General features: G+C 69.0%; 19 protein-coding genes. 11 read left to right on the forward strand and 8 right to left on the reverse strand.

Annotated elements, in window-relative coordinates:
* Nucleotides 1-110: 110 nt before the first annotated feature.
* A complete protein-coding gene (locus tag BOX37_RS01715) occupies nt 111-545 on the reverse strand; it encodes a MarR family winged helix-turn-helix transcriptional regulator (protein ID WP_071931103.1) in 435 nt (144 codons plus the stop codon).
* Between the two features lie 205 nt (nt 546-750).
* On the opposite strand from BOX37_RS01715, the gene BOX37_RS01720 reads away from it, so the two are divergent.
* Together BOX37_RS01720 and BOX37_RS01725 are read left to right on the forward strand one after the other, a co-directional pair.
* The gene (locus tag BOX37_RS01720; protein WP_084759374.1) at nt 751-2,175 is read left to right on the forward strand and encodes an aminotransferase class V-fold PLP-dependent enzyme; all 1,425 of its coding nucleotides are present in this window, start codon (nt 751-753) and stop codon (nt 2,173-2,175) included.
* A 106-nt stretch (nt 2,176-2,281) separates the two neighbouring features.
* Complete coding sequence (locus tag BOX37_RS01725) at nt 2,282-2,701, forward strand: excalibur calcium-binding domain-containing protein (protein ID WP_084759375.1); 420 nt, start codon at nt 2,282-2,284, stop codon at nt 2,699-2,701.
* Nucleotides 2,702-2,725: 24 nt separating this feature from the next.
* On the opposite strand, the gene BOX37_RS01730 is transcribed toward BOX37_RS01725, so the two are convergent.
* From BOX37_RS01730 to BOX37_RS01745, 4 genes are all read right to left on the reverse strand, one after another.
* On the reverse strand, nt 2,726-2,995 hold the full coding sequence (locus BOX37_RS01730) for a Txe/YoeB family addiction module toxin (protein WP_071925911.1): 270 nt from the start codon (nt 2,993-2,995) through the stop codon (nt 2,726-2,728).
* Entirely contained in the window at nt 2,988-3,245 is a 258-nt protein-coding gene (locus tag BOX37_RS01735; protein ID WP_071925912.1) for a type II toxin-antitoxin system Phd/YefM family antitoxin, read from the reverse strand. The genes BOX37_RS01730 and BOX37_RS01735 overlap by 8 nt, the downstream gene beginning before the upstream one ends.
* A 78-nt stretch (nt 3,246-3,323) precedes the next feature.
* Nucleotides 3,324-3,710, reverse strand: coding sequence for a Uma2 family endonuclease (locus BOX37_RS01740; RefSeq protein ID WP_071925913.1), 387 nt, complete (start codon nt 3,708-3,710; stop codon nt 3,324-3,326).
* 40 nt (nt 3,711-3,750) lie between these two features.
* Complete coding sequence (locus tag BOX37_RS01745) at nt 3,751-4,218, reverse strand: flavin reductase family protein (protein WP_240505369.1); 468 nt, start codon at nt 4,216-4,218, stop codon at nt 3,751-3,753.
* Between the two features lie 411 nt (nt 4,219-4,629).
* On the opposite strand from BOX37_RS01745, the gene BOX37_RS01750 reads away from it, so the two are divergent.
* Nucleotides 4,630-5,403, forward strand: a complete 774-nt coding sequence (locus tag BOX37_RS01750) for a Fic family protein (RefSeq protein ID WP_206045753.1) — start codon at nt 4,630-4,632, stop codon at nt 5,401-5,403.
* A gap of 191 nt (nt 5,404-5,594) precedes the next feature.
* Here the strand turns inward: BOX37_RS01750 and BOX37_RS01755 are convergent, their stop codons facing one another.
* The gene (locus BOX37_RS01755) at nt 5,595-6,071 is read right to left on the reverse strand and encodes a YbaK/EbsC family protein (protein WP_071925915.1); all 477 of its coding nucleotides are present in this window, start codon (nt 6,069-6,071) and stop codon (nt 5,595-5,597) included.
* Between the two features lie 140 nt (nt 6,072-6,211).
* Here BOX37_RS01755 and BOX37_RS01760 point away from each other — a divergent pair, with 140 nt between their 5' ends.
* From BOX37_RS01760 to BOX37_RS01775, 4 genes are all read left to right on the forward strand, one after another.
* Nucleotides 6,212-7,033: a crotonase/enoyl-CoA hydratase family protein gene (locus BOX37_RS01760; protein WP_071925916.1), complete on the forward strand. Its 822-nt coding sequence runs from the start codon at nt 6,212-6,214 to the stop codon at nt 7,031-7,033.
* 87 nt (nt 7,034-7,120) lie between these two features.
* Nucleotides 7,121-7,615: a MarR family winged helix-turn-helix transcriptional regulator gene (locus BOX37_RS01765; RefSeq protein ID WP_071925917.1), complete on the forward strand. Its 495-nt coding sequence runs from the start codon at nt 7,121-7,123 to the stop codon at nt 7,613-7,615.
* On the forward strand, nt 7,612-9,387 hold the full coding sequence (locus tag BOX37_RS01770; protein ID WP_071925918.1) for an MDR family MFS transporter: 1,776 nt from the start codon (nt 7,612-7,614) through the stop codon (nt 9,385-9,387). The genes BOX37_RS01765 and BOX37_RS01770 overlap by 4 nt, the downstream gene beginning before the upstream one ends.
* A 179-nt stretch (nt 9,388-9,566) precedes the next feature.
* Nucleotides 9,567-12,548, forward strand: a complete 2,982-nt coding sequence (locus tag BOX37_RS01775) for an AfsR/SARP family transcriptional regulator (RefSeq protein WP_071925919.1) — start codon at nt 9,567-9,569, stop codon at nt 12,546-12,548.
* Between the two features lie 177 nt (nt 12,549-12,725).
* Here the strand turns inward: BOX37_RS01775 and BOX37_RS01780 are convergent, their stop codons facing one another.
* Nucleotides 12,726-13,214: an inorganic diphosphatase gene (locus BOX37_RS01780; protein WP_071925920.1), complete on the reverse strand. Its 489-nt coding sequence runs from the start codon at nt 13,212-13,214 to the stop codon at nt 12,726-12,728.
* Nucleotides 13,215-13,379: 165 nt separating this feature from the next.
* Between BOX37_RS01780 and BOX37_RS01785 the strand changes: the two genes are divergently transcribed.
* The 4 genes from BOX37_RS01785 (at nt 13,380) to hpt (ending at nt 17,844) form a co-directional block, all read left to right on the forward strand.
* Nucleotides 13,380-14,831: a D-alanyl-D-alanine carboxypeptidase/D-alanyl-D-alanine-endopeptidase gene (locus tag BOX37_RS01785; RefSeq protein WP_071925921.1), complete on the forward strand. Its 1,452-nt coding sequence runs from the start codon at nt 13,380-13,382 to the stop codon at nt 14,829-14,831.
* A 12-nt stretch (nt 14,832-14,843) separates the two neighbouring features.
* Nucleotides 14,844-15,902 carry a zinc-dependent metalloprotease gene (locus BOX37_RS01790; protein WP_071925922.1) on the forward strand — a complete coding sequence of 353 codons (1,059 nt, stop codon included), beginning with the start codon at nt 14,844-14,846 and terminating at the stop codon, nt 15,900-15,902.
* A gap of 184 nt (nt 15,903-16,086) precedes the next feature.
* A complete protein-coding gene (gene tilS / locus BOX37_RS35895; protein ID WP_084760565.1) occupies nt 16,087-17,244 on the forward strand; it encodes a tRNA lysidine(34) synthetase TilS in 1,158 nt (385 codons plus the stop codon).
* Between the two features lie 48 nt (nt 17,245-17,292).
* Nucleotides 17,293-17,844, forward strand: a complete 552-nt coding sequence (gene hpt / locus BOX37_RS01800) for a hypoxanthine phosphoribosyltransferase (RefSeq protein ID WP_071925923.1) — start codon at nt 17,293-17,295, stop codon at nt 17,842-17,844.
* Between the two features lie 167 nt (nt 17,845-18,011).
* Here the strand turns inward: hpt and BOX37_RS01805 are convergent, their stop codons facing one another.
* Nucleotides 18,012-20,330, reverse strand: coding sequence for a protein kinase domain-containing protein (locus tag BOX37_RS01805; protein ID WP_071931106.1), 2,319 nt, complete (start codon nt 20,328-20,330; stop codon nt 18,012-18,014).
* Nucleotides 20,331-20,393: the final 63 nt, after the last annotated feature.

Genomic DNA, 20,393 nt, shown 5'->3' on the forward strand with positions numbered 1-20,393 from the left:
GTTGTTTCACGGCCGGGTTACCAGGGGGCAAACGGGATGGTCACCGGATGCCAACGGTACCCGCCGGATGGTGTGGCTCGCGGCAGCCGCGAGCGGGCGTCATCGCTGGATCACGACGCCGCGGGTGGTGGTTCGTCGAGCGCGGTGCGGACCAGCCGGTGCAGGGCGGCCTGCTCGTCGGCGTCCAGCGGTGCCAGAACGCGGGCCGTGGCCTCGGCGATGATCTTGTCGGTGCGCTTGCACTGCTTGCGCCCGGCCTCGGTGATCCGCAGCCGGTACTTGCGGCGGTCCTTGCCGTCGCGGGTGCGTTCGACCAGGTCGGCGCGCTCGAGTGCGTCGATCAGGCGGACCACTTCGCTGCGGTCGATGCCGAGTGCGTCGCCGACCTTCTTCTGGGTGAGGTCGGCGTTCTCCGCGATGAAGGTCAGCACCCAGTGATCGCGCAGCGGGATGCCGATCTCGGTGTGCAGCGCCTTGGTGAGCCGTCCGAGCGCGTACACCGGGTAGCGCGGCAGGCCGCGGACGGAGTTCGAGTTCGTGGACATGCCGGTCACCTTAGCAAATAGTGGAGTAGGTCAATCATTTGGACTGTCCATCATGGGTTGCCCCGATGGTTTCACCGACGGCGACTGAGGGGCAATTCGGTGGCAATCCGGGTGACGACCAGGCCGCCGCCCGCAGTGGGCGCGGCAAGCGCGGACTCGCCTCACCCTTTCGGGAACGAGTCCCTGAGCCGACGGGATTTTCGTGATGACTGTACTTTTGGCGGCTGGTGCCGCGGATTCTCGGCCTGGAAGCCTCGATTCTTCCCTTCCTGCGGGCACTCCTTCGTCGCACCCTCCGGTCAGTCCAGAATCAAGGCGGCCGAGAATCGACCCAGCATGCGCTCTCGCCTCGGTGTCCGGCGCCGACCTGCAGGTACCGCTCGTGCAGGGCGGCACCAGCGCGTACGCCAACTTCGACCACGCCGCAAGCGCGCCCGCGTTGACGCAGGTCACCGACCGGATCTCGCAACTATTGCCGTACTACGCCAGCGTGCACCGTGGCGCCGGCTACGCCTCGCGGATCTCCACCGAGTGCTACGAGGCCTCGCGCGGCACCGTCGCCCGGTTCCTCGACGCCGCCGACGACCAAGCGGTGGTGTTCACCCGCAACACCACCGACTCGCTGAACCTGCTGGCCGGGTGCGTGCCGGGGGAGACCGTGGTCCTCGACATCGAGCACCATGCCAACTTCCTGCCGTGGACCGCGCGCGGGCGGCGGGTGGTCGAAGCCGCCGACACCGTCGAGGAGACGATTCGACGGGTCGTCGCCGAACTGTGCAGCAAGCCCGCCGCGCTGCTCGCGATCACCGGGGCGTCCAATGTCACCGGTGAGGTGCTGCCGCTGGAACGCTTGGCCGACATTGCCCACCTGTGTGGTGCGCGCATTCTCGTCGACGCCGCGCAGCTGGCACCGCATCGACGAATCTCCCTGCGTGAGAGCGGAATCGACTACCTGGCCTGCTCCGGGCACAAGCTGTACGCGCCGTTCGGTGCCGGTGTACTCGTCGGTCGACGGGACTGGCTGGATGCGGGTGAGCCGCATCTGGCCGGTGGCGGTGCGGTGCGCGAGGTCGGTGTGGCGCGGGTCGAATGGGCGTCCTCGCCGCAGCGTCACGAGGGTGGGTCGCCGAATGTGCTCGGCGCGGCCGCCATCGCCGCCGCCTGCGAGGCGCTTGCCGCGTTCGATCCCGCCGAACTCATTGCGCACGAACGGTTCCTGGCCGATCGGCTGCGCGGCGGACTGACCGCGATTCCGGGAGTCTCGCTGGTCAACATCTGGTCCGACAGCGCCGATTCCGTCGGGATCGTCGCCTTCACCGTCGCCGACCACGCGCCAGGCAAGGTCGCCGCCTACCTCTCCGCCGAACACGCCATCGGCGTTCGCGACGGTCGCTTCTGCGCCCACCCCCTGCTCGCGAGGCTCGGCCTCGACTCCGCCCTGCGCGCCAGCGTCGGCCTCGGCACCACCTCCGCTGATGTGGACCGGCTGATCGGTGCCGTCGCCACTTTCGTCGAGTCCGGGACGTCCTGGGAGTACACCGTCACCGACGGGCTGTGGAGCCCCACTCCCGAAACCCGTCCGCTCACCGCGGATGCACCGGTGGGTGCTGCTGCCTGCCTGATCGGCTGAGGGCGCGCTCGCGCGCGGCTCGGAGGCGAATTTCTTTGTGTCGCCGCAACCACCCGACCAGTGGGCTCGCCCGCAGCGGACGTCGAACAAGAAACGACGCTGGCCGGTGGTTGCCGGCATCGGCGCCGCGGGTGCGGTCGGTCTCCTCGTTGGTGTCGGCGTCGGGGACGAACCGTCCTCGGTCGCGCACACCACGACGATCCGAGTGGTCGAAACGGTCACTGTCACCCCGGCCCCGACCACCGTCGAAACCGGCGCAGTCGAGACCACGGCCGAAGAAGTCCCGGTGGCGCCGATCGCACCGGCCCCGCCGACCGCCATCGAGGTGCCACCGCCGCCGCCGACAGTCGAAGTCTCCGCTCCACGCGTCGCGACCGTCCCCACCCAAGAACCGCCACCCGCCCCCACCGTCTACTACAAGGACTGTGCCGCGGCCCGCGCCGCCGGAGCCGCACCCCTGTACGTGGGTGACCCCGGCTACCGCTCCGGCCTCGACCGCGACAATGACGGGATCGCCTGCGAATAGGGCGTGCGCCGTTCCTGGTCGTGCCTATTCGTCGTAGTGTCCACCGACGGCGATGACGACGACCTCGGAATCTGTGACGTAGTAGATCAATCGATGTTCTCTGGTGATGCGGCGCGACCAATTCCCTGCCAGTTGGTGCTTCAAGGGCTCGGGCTTTCCGATACCGGCGAAAGGGTCGGTCATGACGGCGGCGATCAATTTGTTGGCTGCCTCGAGGACAGTTCGATCCCTGGCGAGCCAGGATGTGTACGTCTCCCACCCGTACGCGCTGAACGCAAGCTTGCGCTCAGGCATCGGGATCGATCAGCTCGTGAGCCTCGAACTTGCCATCGCGGGCATCGCGGGCAGACTCAAGGAGTCGGACTCCGCCATGGGTTGCGAGGACGTAGAGGGTCTCCTGGATGGAGTTCCAATCCGACTCGGCAACGAGCACGGCGTTCTCGCCCGACTTGGTGACGACGGTCACGGTGTCGTGGTCGTCGTTGACCTGCTGAACCAGCTTGAAGAGGTTCTGGCGGGCGGTGGAAATCGGTAGTGCAGTCATGCGAGCCTCACTGGTAGTCGTACGAAATATTGTACGACTATCGGGGCTCGGGTGTCGAGCGCAGTCGGGTGGTTCGGCTCAGTCGAGGTCCGCGTCGAGTGTGTCCCAGGTGATGATGACGGTGAGTGGGTCGGTGATCTCGATCGCGGTGGGACTGTGGGAGCGGAAGCGGGTTTCGGTGGAGATGTAGGCGCCTGCGGTGTTGAGGCGGAGGATTTCGATGGACTTCACGCGGCCGTCGTTGTTCTCCATGCGGACGATCCAGTACTGCTCGATACCCAGGCGCGCGTATTCCGCCCGCTTGTCCACACAATCGGCGGTGATCGTCGCTGGTGACACCACTTCGGCAACGAGGAGGGTGTCTGCCGCCGTCGGTTTCGCCTTCCACTTGTCGCGCGGGTCCTCGATGCAGCGGTACACGATGGCATCGGGACGGCGGAAGTTGAAAGGAACCTCGGAGACCAACGGACCAACACTAGCTGTAGCGCGCTGGCTGACGGCCTGATCAGGTGTCGAGGGCGGTGGGGCGGTGGTATTTGCCGTTGTAGTAGAGGAGGGGGGCGGCGGAGGGGGAGACGTCGGTGTCGTCGTGGACCCGGGTGACCAGGCCGACAGCGAGGGTGTGGTCGCCGATGTCGATGAGGTTGTGGATGGTGGTGCGCAGCCAGATCGGGGTGCCGTGCAGGACGGGTTCGCCGGTGTCGAGGGTGGTCCAGAGGGCTCGGTCGGTGAAGCGGTCGGCGGCGGTGCGGGAGAAGCGGTGGGCGAGGTGGTGCTGGTGTTCGCCGAGGAAGTGGATGACCACCGAATCGGCGGCCCGCAGCGCCTCGATGCTCGACGAGGTGTGCGCGATGTTGAACGACACCAGCGGCGGTTCCAGCGACAGCGAGGCGAACGAGGTCGCGGTGAAACCCACCGGTCCGGCCGCCGACCCGATCGTCACCACGGTGACCCCGGCCGGATAGTGCCGCATCGAACCTCGATACTGCTCGGCCGTGATCGGGCTCAGATCGTCGGGAACCACCAGTTCGTCCGGAGAACGTCGCACATCACCCACCGCCCCAAACTACGCCCGGGCTCCATCGGTTTCCCAGCGTCCGCGCTGTCGGGTAGATCCAGATCACTCGGCGGGCGCTGGATCGTGCGAGCCGGACATGGACGTAATGATTACGTCAATGCATCGTTGCGAGGTGTTGTATCTCATGCCCGTCCTGTCGGCCGCCGACGAGTCGGTGCTGGCTGAGGTCGATCTGATGCGCGAAGCGCTGTCGTACGAGCTGCAGGGCGTGCCCGCGGTCTGAGCGGGCGGACTGCAGAGGTTTTTGACCGCCGATGCGGTGTCGGCGCGAACTGGATCGAAGGATTCAGGGTCTCGACGGTCGATGTGCAAGACCTGATCGCGGGTGAACGGGATATCGACGTTTCGGAGGAGAATCGGGCGGAGACGTCCGCGTTCGCGCGGATGATGACCTACATCCAGACGTTGCACGATGTTGACGACTTCGCCTACAGCGCGGGTTTTCTCAATGCACTGCACTGGATGTTGCAAGGGCATCGGCACACGATGCGCAAGCCGGCTGGGCAGTGGCGGCACGGACCGGTCTACGTGACCAGTGCCCGCAATCCGCAGATCGCTGCGTACACCGCGCCGCCCGTCGAGCAGGTTCCCGCGCTCATGGCAGAGCTGGTCGACTGGCTCAACGAGCCTTCGTCGTCCCATCCTTTGGTGCGTGCAGCGATGGCGCATTTGCACCTGGCCTCCATCCACCCATGGGCTGATGGCAATGGGCGGATGTCGCGGTCGCTGCAAACGCTGATGATTGCGCGAGAGGGTGTGCTCGCACCGGAGTTCTCATCGATCGAGGCATGGTTGGGTGAGCCTGGGAACACTCGGGAGTACTACCAAGTTCTGAATCGCCGGGGTAGCGAATTCCGACCAGACCAGGATGTCGGTGAATGGCTCCGGTTCAATCTGACCGCGTATCACCAGCAGGCGCAGGCCGTTCGGATCCGAGTCGAAAGTTCACGCCGCGTGTGGGATGCGGCGTCGGACTACCTGCGCGATACCGGTTCTGAGGAACGGATCGTTTCCGCGCTGCACGACGTGGCGATGGCAGGCCGTGTTCGTCGCACGCGCTATGAGTCGCACGCGCTATGAACAGGCAGAGGGACTGAGCACCCAACAAGCACAGCGTGACCTTCGCGAACTGGTGCAACGGGGTGTGTTGTCGCCGGTCGGTCGTACCAGGGCTCGGTATTACGTCGCTGGTGAGCGTTTTCCCGAAGCGATGCTCGAGATCGCGCGGACTCCCACCGCGTTGGTCGACCCTTACCAGGACCGCGGCTGATTCAGTCGACCTCGATCGGCAACCCCGCGGTGATGCGGACCAGTTCGCGGAAGTTGGTGCGGAACACCGTGTTCGGGTGACCGCCCGCGGCCCAGACTTCGCGGTGGTCGGCGAGGGCGGTGTCGACCCAGGTGGGGAGGTTGGTGGGGTGGCCAACGGGGGCCGTGCCGTCGATGGGTTGGCCGGTGATGCGTTCGATCAGGGCGGTGGGGGCGGGGGTGAGGGTGCCTTCGAGGCGGTTGCCGGTGCGGGCGAGGTCGACGCGGTGGTGGCAGGCGACCAGGAGCAGGACGGGGTCGTCGTCGAGGAGGAAGACCTGGGAGGTGATGATCGCGGTCGGGTGGATGCCCAGGGCGCGGGCGGCGTCGGCCGCGGTGGCGGTGGGTGTTTCGGGCGAGACGAGGACGCCGTGATGCCCGCGGGCGATGAGCGTGTCGGCGACGCGGCATGCGACCGCCGGTAAAGACGACCTGCGCATGAATCCAGAGTAGGTCGACAACGGCGAATATGGCGGGGGAGTACGTATTTCGGGTTGCCCAAGGTACGCCGGGCCGCGGTTCTTACTCGTGGGTCAGGGTGGGGAACCGGCGCGGACCCGGCACCAGCGATAATCACCCCATGACTGATTGGCAGGCTTTTACCGTCGAGATCGCCGACCACGTTGCTCAGGTCACCCTGATCGGGCCGGGTAAGGGCAATGCGATGGGACCCGATTTCTGGCGTGAGCTGCCGGAGATCTTCCGCGCGCTCGACGCCGATCCGCAGGTGCGGGCGGTGGTGCTCACCGGCTCCGGGAAGCACTTCTCGTTCGGGCTCGACCTGGCGGCGATGGGCGGTATGCTCGCGCCGGTGCTGGCCGACGACGCCAAGGCGGCGCCGCGCACCGAGTTCCTCAAGGTGATCCGCAGCATGCAGGACTCGGTGACCTCGGTGGCCGAGTGCGCCAAGCCGGTGATCGCGGCTGTGTCCGGCTGGTGCATCGGCGGTGGCCTCGACCTGATCGCCGCCGCCGACATCCGGCTGGCCAGCGCCGACGCCAAGTTCAGCCTCCGGGAGGCGAAGGTGGCCATCGTGGCCGACATCGGTTCGCTGCAGCGCCTGCCGGGCATCATCGGCGAGGGCAACCTGCGCGAGCTGGCCTACACGGCCAAGGACATCGACGCCGTGCGCGCCGAGCGGATCGGCCTGGTCAACGAGGTGTTCGACGATCAGGAGGCGGTGGTCGCGGCCGCGCACGCGATGGCGCGCGAGATCGCCGAGAACCCGCCGCTGGTGGTGCAGGGCATCAAGGACGTGCTCGAGCAGCGGACCAGCCCGGCGGTCGCCGAGGGGCTGCGCTACGTGTCGACCTGGAACGCGGCGTTCCTGCCGTCCAAGGACCTCACCGAGGCCATCACGGCGGTGTTCCAGAAGCGCGCCCCGGAGTTCAAGGGCGAGTAAAAACGGTTCAAACGGTTGCCCCGGTGACCGTTCTGTCTACATACTTGCATCACACAACTAATTGTTTGATGCAAGTAAGGGTGAGGCATGAGCGAGATCGAGCCGTCGATCGACACCATCGCGACCCAGCTCGTGCGGCTGCACCGCCTGCGTGATCGCGCGCTGGCCCAGGTGAAGGACCGCTCCGGGATCGACCCGGCGGGCTTCGTCGTGCTGTTCCGGCTGGTGTGCGACGGGCCGATGCGCTCGGGCGCGTTGGCCGAGGCGGTGCACTCGGACGCGTCGACGGTCAGCAGGCAGGTCGCGCAACTGGTCGACCGGGGGCTGGTGGTGCGCACCGCCGATCCCGTCGACGGGCGCGCGACCGTGCTCGAGGTGACCGAACGCGGCCGCGAGGTCGCCGCGCGCATCCGCGTGCGCAGGCAGGAGAGCGTCGCCATCGTCACCGAGCAGTGGTCGGCCGAGGACCGCGCGAGTTTCGCCGCGCTGTTGACGCGCTTCGTCACCGACTACGACCGCGCGCGCCCGCTGCTGAACGCGGTCCAACCCGCCCTGACTACCGGGACGGAGGACCATTCGTGACCACCACCGCGGCGCCGGTGCAATCACCCGCCGGCTTCACCCATCGCCAGATCCTGACCGTGCTGTCCGGGCTGATGCTCGGCATGCTGTTGGCCTCGCTCGATCAGACGATCGTGTCGACGTCGATTCGCACCATCGCCGACGACCTGGGCGGCTACTCGCTGCAAGCCTGGGCCACCACGGCCTACCTGATCACCGCGACGATCAGTACCCCGCTCTACGGCAAGCTCTCGGACATGTTCGGCCGCAAGCCGTTCTACCTCACCGCGATCGGGCTGTTCATCATCGGCTCGCTGCTGTGCACGCTGGCCGGGTCGATGTACCAATTGGCCGCGTTCCGGGCCTTTCAGGGGCTGGGCGCCGGTGGCCTGATGTCGCTGTCGCTGGCCATCATGGGCGATATGGTCGGGCCCCGCGAACGGGCCCGCTACCAGGGCTATTTCCTCGCGACGTTCGGCATCTCGAGCGTGCTCGGGCCGGTGCTCGGCGGCCTGCTCGCCGGCCAGGACACCATTCTCGGCATCACCGGCTGGCGCTGGGTGTTCCTGGTGAACGTGCCGCTGGGCCTGCTGGCCCTGGTGGTGGTGACCCGGGTGCTGCACCTGCCGCGCACCCCGCACGCCACCCACCGCATCGACTTCGGCGGCGCGCTGGTGCTCGCGGTGGGTCTGGTGCCGCTGCTGATCGTGGCCGAACAGGGCCGCGAATGGGGTTGGAGCAGCACCGCTTCGGTGGCTTGCTATGTCATCGGCACACTGGGCGTCCTCGGGTTCGTGGCGGTGGAGAAGTACATGGGTGACGCCGCGCTGATCCCGCTGCGGATCTTCGGCAATGTCACCTTCGCCCTCGGTGTGGTGATCTCGTTCGTCGTCGGCGCCGCCATGTTCGGCGGCATGCTGCTGCTGCCGCAGTACCTGCAGGTGGTGCGGGGCGCCGGGCCGACCGAGGCGGGTCTGCAGATGCTGCCGATGGTGCTCGGGTTGATGATCGGCTCGATCGTGTCGGGTCGGCTGATCTCGAAAACCGGTCGCTACCGGGCCTTCCCGGTGATCGGCGCGACCATGCTGACCCTCGGCCTGTTCCTGCTGCACCTGCTCGACGCCGACAGCCCGCTGTGGCTGGCGATGATCTTCATGGCCTGCGCGGGCTTCGGCCTCGGCAACCTGATGCAGCCGCTGACGCTGGCCCTGCAGAACGCGCTGCCGCCCAAGGACATGGGTGTCTCGACCGCCTCGGCGACGTTCTTCCGGCAGATCGGCGGCACCCTCGGCGCCGCGGTCTTCCTGTCGATCCTGTTCTCGCTGCTCACCCCGAACATCACCGAGCAGTTGCAATCCTCGGCCAACGACCCCGCCTATCGGCAGGCCATCGTCCAGGGTGCGCAGAGCGCGAATCCGGCCGACGCCGCGCTGGCCAAGGGCCTGCTGGCCAACGACACGTCGGCGGCCGGGCAGGTACTGCAGGACAGCTCGATCATCCAGCAGCTGAATCCAGAACTGGCCAAGCCGTTCCAGGTGGGTTTCGCCGACTCGATGTCGACGGTGTTCCTGGCCGCCGCCGGTGTCGCGCTGCTGGCGCTGCTGCTCGTGCTGTTCTGGAAGGAAGTGCCGCTGCGCACGACGGGTGGCATCGAGGCGGCCGGCGACGCCAAGGCCGCCGAGGGGGCCGGTGCGCTGGCCGAAACGATCGCGCAGTCGAGTGCGCCTGCCGCGGACCCGCACGACGGTGCGAAAGCAGGCCGTCGCACGAGGTCTGGGGCGCCTCCGGGCTGATCGCCGGATCGGCGGCGGGTGCGTCACGCGCCCGCCGCCGCTGACGTTCCCTGGTCGACGAGCCGACCGCTCGGTACGATCCCGGCTGCGGCACTGGTCCCCTCGCGCTCGGTCGGCAGTTCTCGAGCCTGGGGCCGGATTGTCGGGTTCGGAGTTGTCGTGAGTAGGGATTTGCCAGGATGCTGAAGTTCGCCGTGCTCGGTGAGGTCCGCGCCTGGCGGGGCGAGGCCGAACTCGAGCTCGGGTCGCGACAGCAGCGGGCCGTACTGGCCGTACTGCTGTTGCGCGGCGGCCGGTCGGCGACGGTGGACGAACTCATCGACGGCGTCTGGGGCGAGAATCCCACCACCAGTGCCGTCGGGGCGTTGCGCAACCACATCCTGCAGCTGCGCCGGGTGCTCGAACCCGATCGCGCCCCGGGAGAGCCCGCCCGCGTGCTGGTCGGCCTCGGCGGCGGGTACGCGCTGCGCTTGCCCGCGGGCCGGGTCGACATCGAGCAGGTCGACGAGCTGCTCGACACCCTGCGCGCCGACCCGGAACCCGACCCCGACACCGCGCGCGGCATCCTCGACACGGCCCTGTCCCACTGGAACGGCACTCCGCTGGCCGGACTGCCCGGCCCCTTCGCCGAACACCGTCGCGCGCACCTCACCGACCGGCGGCTCGCGCTGCTCGAACAGCGCGGTGAACTCGACCTGCGTCGCGGGAACTACGGCCAGGTGATCGCCGAACTCACCGCGCTGTGCGCGCAACATCCACTGCGCGAACGTCCGCGCGGGCTGCTGATGACCGCGCTGAATCACTCCGGCCGGCAGGCCGAGGCGCTCGCCGTCTACGCCGATACGCGGCGCGAACTCGTCGAACAGCTCGGCATCGAACCCGGCAGCGACCTCGTCGAACTGCACCGTCGCATCCTGGCCGGGGAGCTCGCCGCGCCGCGCGAGGCCGTGGCGCCCGAGCGGCAGCGGGCGGTGCAGCGGGTGGCGCAGCTGCCCGCCGATGTCGTCGACTTCACCGGCCGCGCGGAGGTGGTCGAGCTGATCGCGGACCGGCTCACCGCCGACGGGCCGGGGGTGCCGGTGTGCGCGATCGGTGGCATGGGCGGGATCGGTAAGAGCGCGCTGGCGGTGCACGTGGCGCATCGGGTGCGCGGGCGGTTTCCCGACGGGCAGCTGCATGTCGACCTGCACGGTTTCGCCGTCGACCGGGCAGGCGGTGGCGCCACCGCGCCCGACACGCTCGGTGACTTCTTGCGCGCGCTGGGTGTGCCGGAAGGTGAGCTGGCCGCGAGCGCCGCGGAACGGGCGGCCCAGTTCCGCAGCCGCCTCGACGGCAAACGCGTGCTCGTCGTGCTCGACAACGCCCGCTCGGTGGACCAGATCACGCCACTGATTCCCGGCACTTCCGGTTCGGCGGTCCTGGTGACCAGCCGTTCGGCGCTGCCCGAATTGCCGGGGACCACCGCGGTCCGGCTCGAGGTGCTCACCGAGGCCGAGGCGCGCAGGCTGCTGGCCGGGATCGCCGGGGCGGCCAGGATCGAGGCTGAACCCGAGGCCGTCGCCGCGGTGCTGGACGCCTGCGGTGGGCTGCCGCTGGCGGTGCGGATCGTGGGGGCCCGGTTGGCCGCGCGGCCGGCCTGGACCGTGCACAGCGTGGCCGAGCGATTACGCGACACCGCCGGGCGACTCAGTGTGCTGCGCACCGGGGAACTGGCGGTGGCGGTGGCCTTCCGGATCAGCTACGACCAACTCGACGCCGCCCATGCCCGCGCGTTCCGGATGCTCGCGGTGCCCGAGGTCGACGAGATCCGCACCGAGGGCGCGGCCGCGATGCTCGGCATCGACGCCGCGCGGGCCGAGCAGGTGTGCGAGGAACTCGTCGATCTGAATCTGCTCGAGACCACCGCTCCCGGCCGCTACACCTATCACGATCTGCTGCGCCTGTTCGCCAGAGAGCTGCCGTCCACCGGCAGCGCCGACCCGCCGCTCACCGCGCTGCGCAGGCTGCTCGACTTCTATCTAGCGACCATGAAAAACGTTGTTGCCGTGTGTAATCCGGGTACCAGGCTACCTGAGCACCTGCGACCGACCATGTCGGCGGGATTGCGCTTCGCCGACGAGTACGCCGCGCAGGTCTGGCTGGCCGGGGAGCGGCACAACCTGGTCTCCCTCTATCGCCAGTGCGCGGAGGTCGGCGGGCCCGTACTCGCCCCAGCCGCCGATATCGCCTGGGCCACCGCAGAACTCATCGACGGCGGTGCGAACTGTCTCGAGGTGGCGCGAGCGCTGGAGGAACTGCTCGATGCCGCGCTGCGGACCGGTGACCGCTCGGTGGAGTGCCGGGTGCGGGTCGCGCTCGGTGCGCTGTTCGCGTATTCGCTGGGGGCCTTGCGCCAGGGGCGCGATCACCAGCGGATCGCGCTGTCGCTCGATCGCGGCACCATCAGCGATGCCAGGCTCACCGCCTTCGCCGCCCAACTGTTGGCGTCCTCGACCCGGTGCGGCTCCGAAACCGCTGCACCGCTTGCCCATTCGGCCAGGGCGATCCGGTTGGCGCGCCGAGTCGGTGACCGCGCGGTCGAATGCGCCTGTCTGGTGCACGAGGCGAAGACGCTCTCGGACGCGGGTGACTTCGCGGCCGCGCGTGAACGGGCGGTTCTCGCCCAGCGGATGGCCGTCGAGCTGGGCAATCGTTCGCTCGAGGTGATGGCGACCCACGAACTCGGGGTCACCCTGGTCTATCAGGGGCGCACGGCCGAGGGGGTGCGGGTCTGCGAGGGCGCGGTGGCGCTGGGCCGGGTCGGCGGGAACGAGCTGCGCCTGGGCTGGGCGCTGTCGAGGCTGGCGCACGTACTGCTGATGGCGGGGCGCGCGCGGGACGCCGAACCCGTCGTCCACGAGGCGATCCAGGTACTCACCCGAGCCATCGGCCCGCTCATCAGGGCCAGGGTGATGGTGCTGCAGGGGTTGATCGAGAGCGCGCAGGGCAAGGCCCAGCAGGCCGAGGACTGTTTCGGCGCGGCGGCGCAGGCTTTCGAGTCGATGCAGGACCCGCACCTGACCCACGAGCGACTCGACGCCGAACTCGAAGCGCCGATCATGGTGCTGCTGCACGACCATCTTGCGGCACTGCGCGCGCGGCGCGTCATCGCGGCGTCATAGCGAGATCATCGCGCGGGTCCGCGGGTAGCGGTGCGGTAGCGAACAGTGTTGTTCGCGCGATAGATTGGGTTGTGTACCCGGACCCGCGTCGTCGCCGGGGGGTCGGCGGCACTGCCGGGTAACGAAAACGGGAAGTCCGAAAGCTCTCGGACTTCCCGTTTCTCGTGGGTGGTCGGCTCAGTGGCCGGATTCCTTCAGCCGGGTGAAGGACTCGTCGATGATCTTCTCGGCCTCGGCGCGGTTGAGCCACTCCGAACCCTGCACGAACTTGCCGGGCTCGAGATCCTTGTAGCGCTCGAAGAAGTGCTTGATCGCCGACAGTTCGAACTCCGAGACATCGCCCAGGTCCTGGATGTGGTCCCAGCGCGGGTCGCCCGCGGGCACGCACAGCACCTTGTCGTCGCCGCCTGCCTCGTCGGTCATCCGGTACACGCCGACCGGACGGGCCTCGACGATCACACCGGGGAACACCGATTCGGGCAGCAGCACCAGCGCGTCCAGCGGATCGCCGTCCTCGCCGAGAGTGTTCTCGATGAAGCCGTAGTCGGCCGGGTAGCCCATGGAGGTGTACAGGTACCGGTCGAGCTTGACCCGGCCGCTCTCGTGATCGACCTCGTACTTGTTCCGAGAACCCTTGGGAATCTCGATGGTGACGTCGAACTCCACGCCATCTCCTTGCTCGTTCGATGCTTGTCGTAGCCGAATCGCCAGATCGTTCTGGGGAACCGTTGCGCAACGAGGATAGTGTGGTGTGCTGGAACACCGGTGCGGCAGGCGGCCCAGCGCGCAGTCGAAGCGTGTCGGACGGCGCCCTAGGGAGAGACGACGGTCGTGATCGGTCGAGGCGAGGAAAATCCGGGATCACCGGCGCGGCGTGGCCGTGGCTGGATCTGGCTGTCGGCGGTGGTCGTGGCGGTATTGCTGATCGCGGGCGGTTTCGCCGCCATCGCGCAGCCATGGACCCCGGAATTCCGGCACGGCGGATTGACCGTGGCACCGCCGCCGAACAGCGCGCCACCGCAGGCGGAGATCACCGCGGCCAGGTCGGACGCGCCCGCGCCGACCGTGGAAGGGATCGGCGCGGCGCTCGCGCCCGTGATCGGCAATCCCGATCTGGGCGCCTTCGCCGGTCAGGTCAGTGACCCGAGCAGCGGCGCTGTGCTGTGGAGCCAGGATCCGACCAAGGCGATGATCCCCTCCTCGACCGCGAAGATCATGCTGGCCGCGGCCGCGCTGCTCACCCTGCCCGACGACCAGCGGCTCACCACCAGGGTGGTCGCCGGTGCGCCGGGCGAGCTGGTGCTGCTCGCCGGTGGTGATCCGACGCTGACCACCGTCGAGACGGGCGGTTACTACACCGACGGCGCGCGGATCGCGGATCTGGCCGCGCAGGTCAGGGCGGCGGGCACGCAGGTCACCGCGATCGTCGTCGACATCTCCGGTTTCACGGGTCCGACCATGGCCGCGGGCTGGGACCCGATCGACATCCCCGAGGGTTCGATCGCCCCGATCGAAGCGATCATGCTCGACGGCGGCCGTTTCGATCCGTCGGCCGACTACTCCCCGCGCTCGGCCACCCCGGCCCTCGACGCCGGTCGCGCGCTCGCGACCGCGCTCGGCGTCGATCCCGCGGCGGTGCGGGTCGGGCAGGCCGCGCGCACCGGCGCCGAGCTCGCGAAGGTCCAATCGGCGCCCCTGCGAACTCGCCTGCACGACATGATGATCCGCTCCGACAATGTGCTCGCCGAGGCTGTCGGACGGGAACTCGCGCTGGCGACCGGGCACGAACCTTCCTTCGCCGGTGCCGTCGCGGCGACCACGGCGGCGCTGACGGCGGCCGGATTCGATGTCACCGGACTGCATCTGGCCGACAACAGTGGCCTCTCGGTCGACGATCGGGTGCCCGCGCGCCTGCTCGACACCATCATCGCGACCGCGGCCAAGCCTACCGGCGATGCGGCCGTGGTGCCGGTCGGAACCCAGGCCAGACCCGAAAACGACCCGCGCGCAGCGGCTCTCGCGCCGCTGCTGGACGATCTGCCGGTCGCGGGCGGTACCGGCACCCTCGCGCCGCGCTTCGTCGTGCAGAACCGGCACGGGGCCGGGTGGGTGCGCGCGAAGACCGGAACTCTGAGCGTGGCCAGCGCGTTGGTCGGGTATGTGCTCGACCGTGACGGCCGGGTGCTGACCTTCGCGCTCATGTCCAACGATCGCTTGCCGGAGGTCAGCAGGCCCGCGCTCGACACGGTGGCGGGCGCGCTGCGCAACTGCGGATGTTCCTGAGAGCGGGTGGCTATGACCGAGGGCAAGTCCAAGAACTCCGGGTTCAGCGGAGCCGTCGACTGGCGGTTGGCCGCGCGCACGGGGGCCCTGCTCGCGCCCTCGGGCCCGCGAACCTCACGGCAGAGCGCTGAGCAGATCGTCGTGGAGCTGGCCGACGCGTCGATGCGGGCCGAGGGGCCGGTGCGGGAGGTCAGCGGGCTGCTCGACGACCGGCCGGTGCCCGAGGCCAGGATCGTCGACCGGCCCGGTTGGATCGCCGCCGCGGCCGACTCCATGTCGGTGCTCACCGGCATCGAGACCACCGAGAGCGGCAAGCTCGTCGGCAAGCCCGCCGGAATCCAGGCCGGGACCATGCTGGCGTTCCTGTCCACCGCGATCCTCGGTCAGTACGACCCGTTCACCGGCGAGGACGGCACGTTGCTGCTCGTCGCGCCCAACATCCTCGGCGTCGAACGGGCGCTGCGGGTGAATCCGTCCGACTTCCGGCTGTGGGTCTGCCTGCACGAGGTGACCCACCGGGTGCAGTTCTCCTCCGCGCCCTGGCTGGGCGACTACATGCGTACCAATGTCGACACGCTCAGCGCGGTCGGCGAGGAACCGATGAGCGAACTGCTCGCCCGGCTGGTCGGCGAGGTGAAGGCCCGCCGTGATGGGTCCACCGCCGACGACCCCAACAGCAAGGGGATCGTCGGGCTGCTGCGCGCCGCCCAGGCCCCACCGCAGCGCGAGGCGCTCGACCGGCTGCTCATGCTCGGTACCCTGCTCGAAGGCCACGCCGACCACGTGATGGACGCTGTCGGACCCGCTGTCGTGCCGACCGTTGCCCAGATCCGCGCCGCGTTCGACCAGCGCAGGAAGAAGCCGACCAACCCGGTCCAGCGGCTGCTGCGGGCGCTGCTCGGGGTGGACGCGAAGGTCGCGCAATACGTGCGCGGGAAGAAGTTCGTCGACGCGGTCGTCGAGCGGGTGGGCGTGCCGGAGTTCAACACGATCTGGACGAGCGGGGAAACGCTGCCCCGCCTCGACGAGATCGACGACCCCGACCGCTGGATCCGCCGCGTCCTCGCCTAGTGACTGAACCGTTGATCACCAGGAGCTGGTGGTGTCGGCTCCTCGCTCGAGCTCGGTAGCCTGCAGGCATGGGACAGGCGGGTAGTCGCGTGGTGGCTGGAATCCGGTGGTGACGGCGTACAGCAGGCGGCTTCCGGAGACCGCGGCGGTGCTCGCGGTGCGGCGGGGGGTGCGGGCGTGGGTGATGGCGCACGGTGGGCGGGTGCCGGTGGTGGTCGGGCTGTCCGGCGGGGCGGATTCGCTGGCGTTGGTCGCGGCGGCGGTGGTGGAGGCCGGTGCGGTGACGGCGGTGGTGGTGGATCACGGGTTGCAGGACGGCTCGGCCGCGGTGGCACAGCGGGCGGCGGCGCAGGCGAGGGCGTTGGGGTGTGTGGCGGCGCTGGTCTTGCCGGTCGAGGTCGGGCGAGATGGGGGAGTGGAGGCGGCGGCGCGGGTGGCGCGGTACGCGGCGCTGGAATCGGTGCGGGACGGGCGGCCGGTGCTGCTCGGACACACGCTCGACGATCAGGCCGAGACGGTGTTGCTCGGGCTGGCTCGCGGGTCCGGCGGGCGGTCGATTCAGGGGATGGCGGCATGGAATCCGCCGTGGGGACGACCGTTGCTGGGGGTTCGGCGGGCGCAGACCGTGCGGATGTGCGCCGACCTGGGTCTGCGAACCTGGGACGACCCGCACAACACCGACCCCCGCTACACGAGGGTGCGAGTGCGCAATGAGGTGCTGCCACTGCTCGAGGGCGTGCTCGGCGGTGGGGTGGCGCAGGCGCTGGCGCGCACCGCCGACCAGTTGCGAGAGGACGGCGCGGTGCTCGATGCCGCCGCGGACGAATTGCTGCGTGCCGCGCGCACGACCGTGGCCGGGGATGACCGGTCGGTTGTCGCTGATTCCGTGCCGTCGGCAGGCGGCAGCGTCGCGCGGCCAGCCGCCGTTGTCGATTCGGAGGGCAGACCGGTATCACCGGACGCTGGTCCCGTGCCGGCGGAGAGCGGCGGTGTCTCACCAGGCTCTGGTGCCGGTGCGCCCGAGGGGGAGGCGGGGGCCGACGCGGAGCTCGCTGTGCTCGGCAGTGGCGACGGTGACACCGATCGGCCGGTCCTCTCGATCGAGATCCTGGCCACTGCGCCCGCCGCATTGCGTCGCCGAGCCGTGCGGACCTGGCTGGTCGGGCAGGGGATCACCGGGCTCGTGAACGCACATTTGCTGGCGATCGACGAGCTGGTGAGCAACTGGCGCGGGCAAGGTGGGGTGGCGGTGGGTGGTGGGGGTGGGGCCCACCGGTTGGTCGTGACGCGCGAGCATGGCACGCTGACGGTGCGGGTACAGCCGCGCACAGTTGCCACATGATGGATCGGCCCGGGCCGGGATCGACACCACGAAGGGACACCAACTTCCGTGTACGGAGACGACATCGCTTCGGTACTGATCACCGAAGCGGAGATCAAGGCCAAGACCGAGGAACTGGCCGAGATCATCGCCAAGCGTTACCCGCCGGATTCCCCCGAGGGTGACCTCCTGCTGATCGGTGTCCTCAAGGGCGCGATCTTCTTCATGACCGACTTCGCCAGAGCGCTGCCCATCCCCACCCAGCTCGAATTCATGGCCGTGTCGTCCTATGGTTCGTCCACGTCGTCCTCGGGCGTCGTGCGCATCATGAAGGACCTGGACAAGGACATCGCGGGCCGCAATGTGCTGATCGTCGAGGACATCATCGACTCCGGTCTCACGCTGTCGTGGCTCAAGCGCAACTTGTCCACCCGCAACCCGGCCTCGCTGGAAGTGGTGACCCTGCTGCGCAAGCCCGACGCGCTGCGCACGCCGGTCGACGTCGCCCACGTGGGCTTCGACATCCCCAACGAGTTCGTCGTCGGCTACGGCCTCGACTACGCCGAGCGCTACCGCGACCTGCCCTACATCGGCACGCTCAACCCGAAGGTCTATTCGTAATCCTGGAGCGCTGGCGCGCTCGAGTTCGCGGCCCCGAGGGGCCGCGAACCGGCCGACTGCGTCGGCCGCCGCTCCTCGAGGTCTCGGGTGCGGGGTTGGGAGGGCCCGGCCGTCGCGGTTCGCAGATCGACTTCGAGTCAACACCGCGACCTGTGAACTGTGGCTGGTCAGCTGACGACGCGTTCCAGCGCCTGCAGATCGGCTTCCAGTGCTCGGAACAGCAGGTACGAGCCGACGAAGGCGATGATGCCGCCTACGCAGAGGACGCGGACGGCGAGGATCACCGAAGGGATGTCGCCCGCGGGCAGGAAGGTCAGGCCCGCGACGGCCAGCAAGGGGACCGAGGCCGCCACGGCCAGGTACCAGGTAGAGCGACGGCTCAGTCCGCGCAACCACGTACCGTCGTCCTCGCTGATCTCGCCGTGTCGCAGGAAGACCGGGTAGACACAGCGGACCAGATAGAACGACACGAGGAAGAACGGGTAGGCGACCGCGACCGCACCACACACCAGCAGCGAGGCGAGGAAGTGGACGACCGCGCGGCCAGGAACGTCACCGCTGGCCAGCTGCAACGCTATCGGGAAGGTCAGCCCGGCGAGCGCCCACAGCGAGAACGCGACGACAACCGCCCGGTCACCGAACCGCAGGGTGTCGTGGCGGGCGCGGCGCAGCGTGGCGGGGTCGTAGCGGCGGCCATGGCGTAGACCGCGTGGGACCCCGAGCACGAATCTGGACAGGTAGATCAATAGCGCGGCGCCCGCTGGGAAGAAGACCAGGTTCACGCCGGCGGTGATGATGATGAAGGTGCTCTGTGCCGATTCCCCGAGGCGGCTCACCACCAGCGACTGATTGTGCTGGATATTGTACCACGATGCCAACGCGTTCGGAATACCGATCGCCAGCACCAGCACCAGCAGCGGCCACCGGCGCAACTGCAGCCGCCAGCTGCGTGGCGGCGGATCGACCAGATCGCGTGCCCTCGCGTCCAGGCACAGGTCGAACTGCTTGGCCAGTACCGCGCCCTCGCTCCAGCGCCGCGCGCGATCCGTTTCCAGGCAGGTCAGCAGGACCCGGCGCAGCGCGGACGGACAGTTGTCGGGCACCCGGCCCATCGCGACCGGATCGACCCCGCCGGTGCGGCGTTCGAGCATCGCCTCGAGCGTGGTCTCGTCGCCCTTGCCCTCGGCCTCGGCGGTGCTGTCGTCGAAGGGCTTCGCGCCGGTCAGCAGTTCCCACAGCACCACGCCGAGGGAGTAGATGTCGGCGCGGGTGTCGAGGTCGGCGGCGGTGCGGGGCAGGCCGGAATGGCAGGCTTCCAGCTGCTCGGGCGACATGTAGGACAGTGATCCGCCGAAGTAGGCGACGGGGCTGGTGCCGGCGACCTCGCGGCTGAAGCTGATGTTGAAGTCGGCGAGCTTGGGCACGCCCTCGGCGGTGAGCAGGACGTTCGCCGGCTTCACGTCGCGGTGCAGCACCCCGTGGGCGGCCGCGTAGTCCAATGCCTCGGCCAGTCGGCGGCCCAGCCAGGCCACGGTCTCGGGCCAGCTCAGCGCGGCCAGTTCGGCGCGCACGCTGGAGTCGGTGGGGCGGATCTCGCCCTTCTCCTCCATCGCCGCGTCCACCGCGTCGAGCAGCAGCTTGCCGCTGCGGCCCGCGGGCGGGGTCGCGCGCACCCAGCGCAGCAGGCCGAGCAGCGTGCCGCCGGGCAGGAATTGCATGTAGAGCAGGCGCAACCGGCGTGACCCGGAGGGCGTCGAGCCGGTGTCGAGGAGCTGCTGGTCGAACACGCGCACGATGTAGTCGTGGTCGAGCTGGGCCAGGGTCTGTGGTTCGGTGCCGCGGTCGGCGGAGATCTTCACCGCGACCAGCCGCTGCATCGAGCGCTGCCTGGCCAGGAAGACCCGCGCGAACGCACCGGCACCGAGCCCGGTCAGCAGGTCGAAGTCGCCGATTTGCTGGCCGATCTCGATCCGGTCCAGTGGCTCGAACGCAGCGGCCATCGAGTCGGCCGCGGTGGCCGCCGCGGTGGCGGTGAGATCGAGCTGCGGGCTGGTCATCTCGGTACTACGAACCGAGTCGGGGGGATGGTTCACCGTCGCGTCGAGGTCGTCGGCGCGGTGGGTGCTCTGCTCGAGCTCGTCGCTGTTGAGCAGTGCACGCAGACTCGCGGCCTGATCGGGGTACTCGCGGAGGCAATCGCGTGGGTCGACCCGCTCGCCGCTGTGCCTGCGGATGACGAACTCCTCGAACACCAGCCCCGGCGGCAGGGTAGCCACCTCGAGTTCGGGGAACTCCGCGCAGTAGTGGATCAGCCGCTTGCGCGTGACGGCCTCGCCCGCGTGATGCAACCACCGGTGCCGCAGATCGACCCGGATCAACTCGTGCAGCGCGTGCCTGCGCAGGGTGCGCGCGTCGGGCAGGAACTCGGCGATCTCGGGCGGTTGCTCGGTCGCCGAAGTCCACGCGGCGGCGAACGCCTCGATCATGTCGACGCGCACATTCGTGGCCCGACCGGCGCTCGAGTCGGGTCGTTCACCGCTTCCGGTGCT

The sequence above is a fragment of the Nocardia mangyaensis genome, from assembly GCF_001886715.1.
GTDB lineage: Bacteria > Actinomycetota > Actinomycetes > Mycobacteriales > Mycobacteriaceae > Nocardia > Nocardia mangyaensis.

Coding starts and splice junctions, on each gene's coding strand:
- BOX37_RS01715 (WP_071931103.1), bottom strand. CDS start 545: ATGTCCACGAACTCGAACTCCGTCCGCGGCCTGCCGCGCTACCCGGTG.
- BOX37_RS01720 (WP_084759374.1), top strand. CDS start 751: ATGACTGTACTTTTGGCGGCTGGTGCCGCGGATTCTCGGCCTGGAAGC.
- BOX37_RS01730 (WP_071925911.1), bottom strand. CDS start 2,995: ATGCCTGAGCGCAAGCTTGCGTTCAGCGCGTACGGGTGGGAGACGTAC.
- BOX37_RS01735 (WP_071925912.1), bottom strand. CDS start 3,245: ATGACTGCACTACCGATTTCCACCGCCCGCCAGAACCTCTTCAAGCTG.
- BOX37_RS01745 (WP_240505369.1), bottom strand. CDS start 4,218: ATGCGGCACTATCCGGCCGGGGTCACCGTGGTGACGATCGGGTCGGCG.
- BOX37_RS01755 (WP_071925915.1), bottom strand. CDS start 6,071: ATGCGCAGGTCGTCTTTACCGGCGGTCGCATGCCGCGTCGCCGACACG.
- BOX37_RS01760 (WP_071925916.1), top strand. CDS start 6,212: ATGACTGATTGGCAGGCTTTTACCGTCGAGATCGCCGACCACGTTGCT.
- BOX37_RS01765 (WP_071925917.1), top strand. CDS start 7,121: ATGAGCGAGATCGAGCCGTCGATCGACACCATCGCGACCCAGCTCGTG.
- BOX37_RS01775 (WP_071925919.1), top strand. CDS start 9,567: ATGCTGAAGTTCGCCGTGCTCGGTGAGGTCCGCGCCTGGCGGGGCGAG.
- BOX37_RS01790 (WP_071925922.1), top strand. CDS start 14,844: ATGACCGAGGGCAAGTCCAAGAACTCCGGGTTCAGCGGAGCCGTCGAC.
- tilS (WP_084760565.1), top strand. CDS start 16,087: ATGGCGCACGGTGGGCGGGTGCCGGTGGTGGTCGGGCTGTCCGGCGGG.
- BOX37_RS01805 (WP_071931106.1), bottom strand. CDS start 20,330: ATGATCGAGGCGTTCGCCGCCGCGTGGACTTCGGCGACCGAGCAACCG.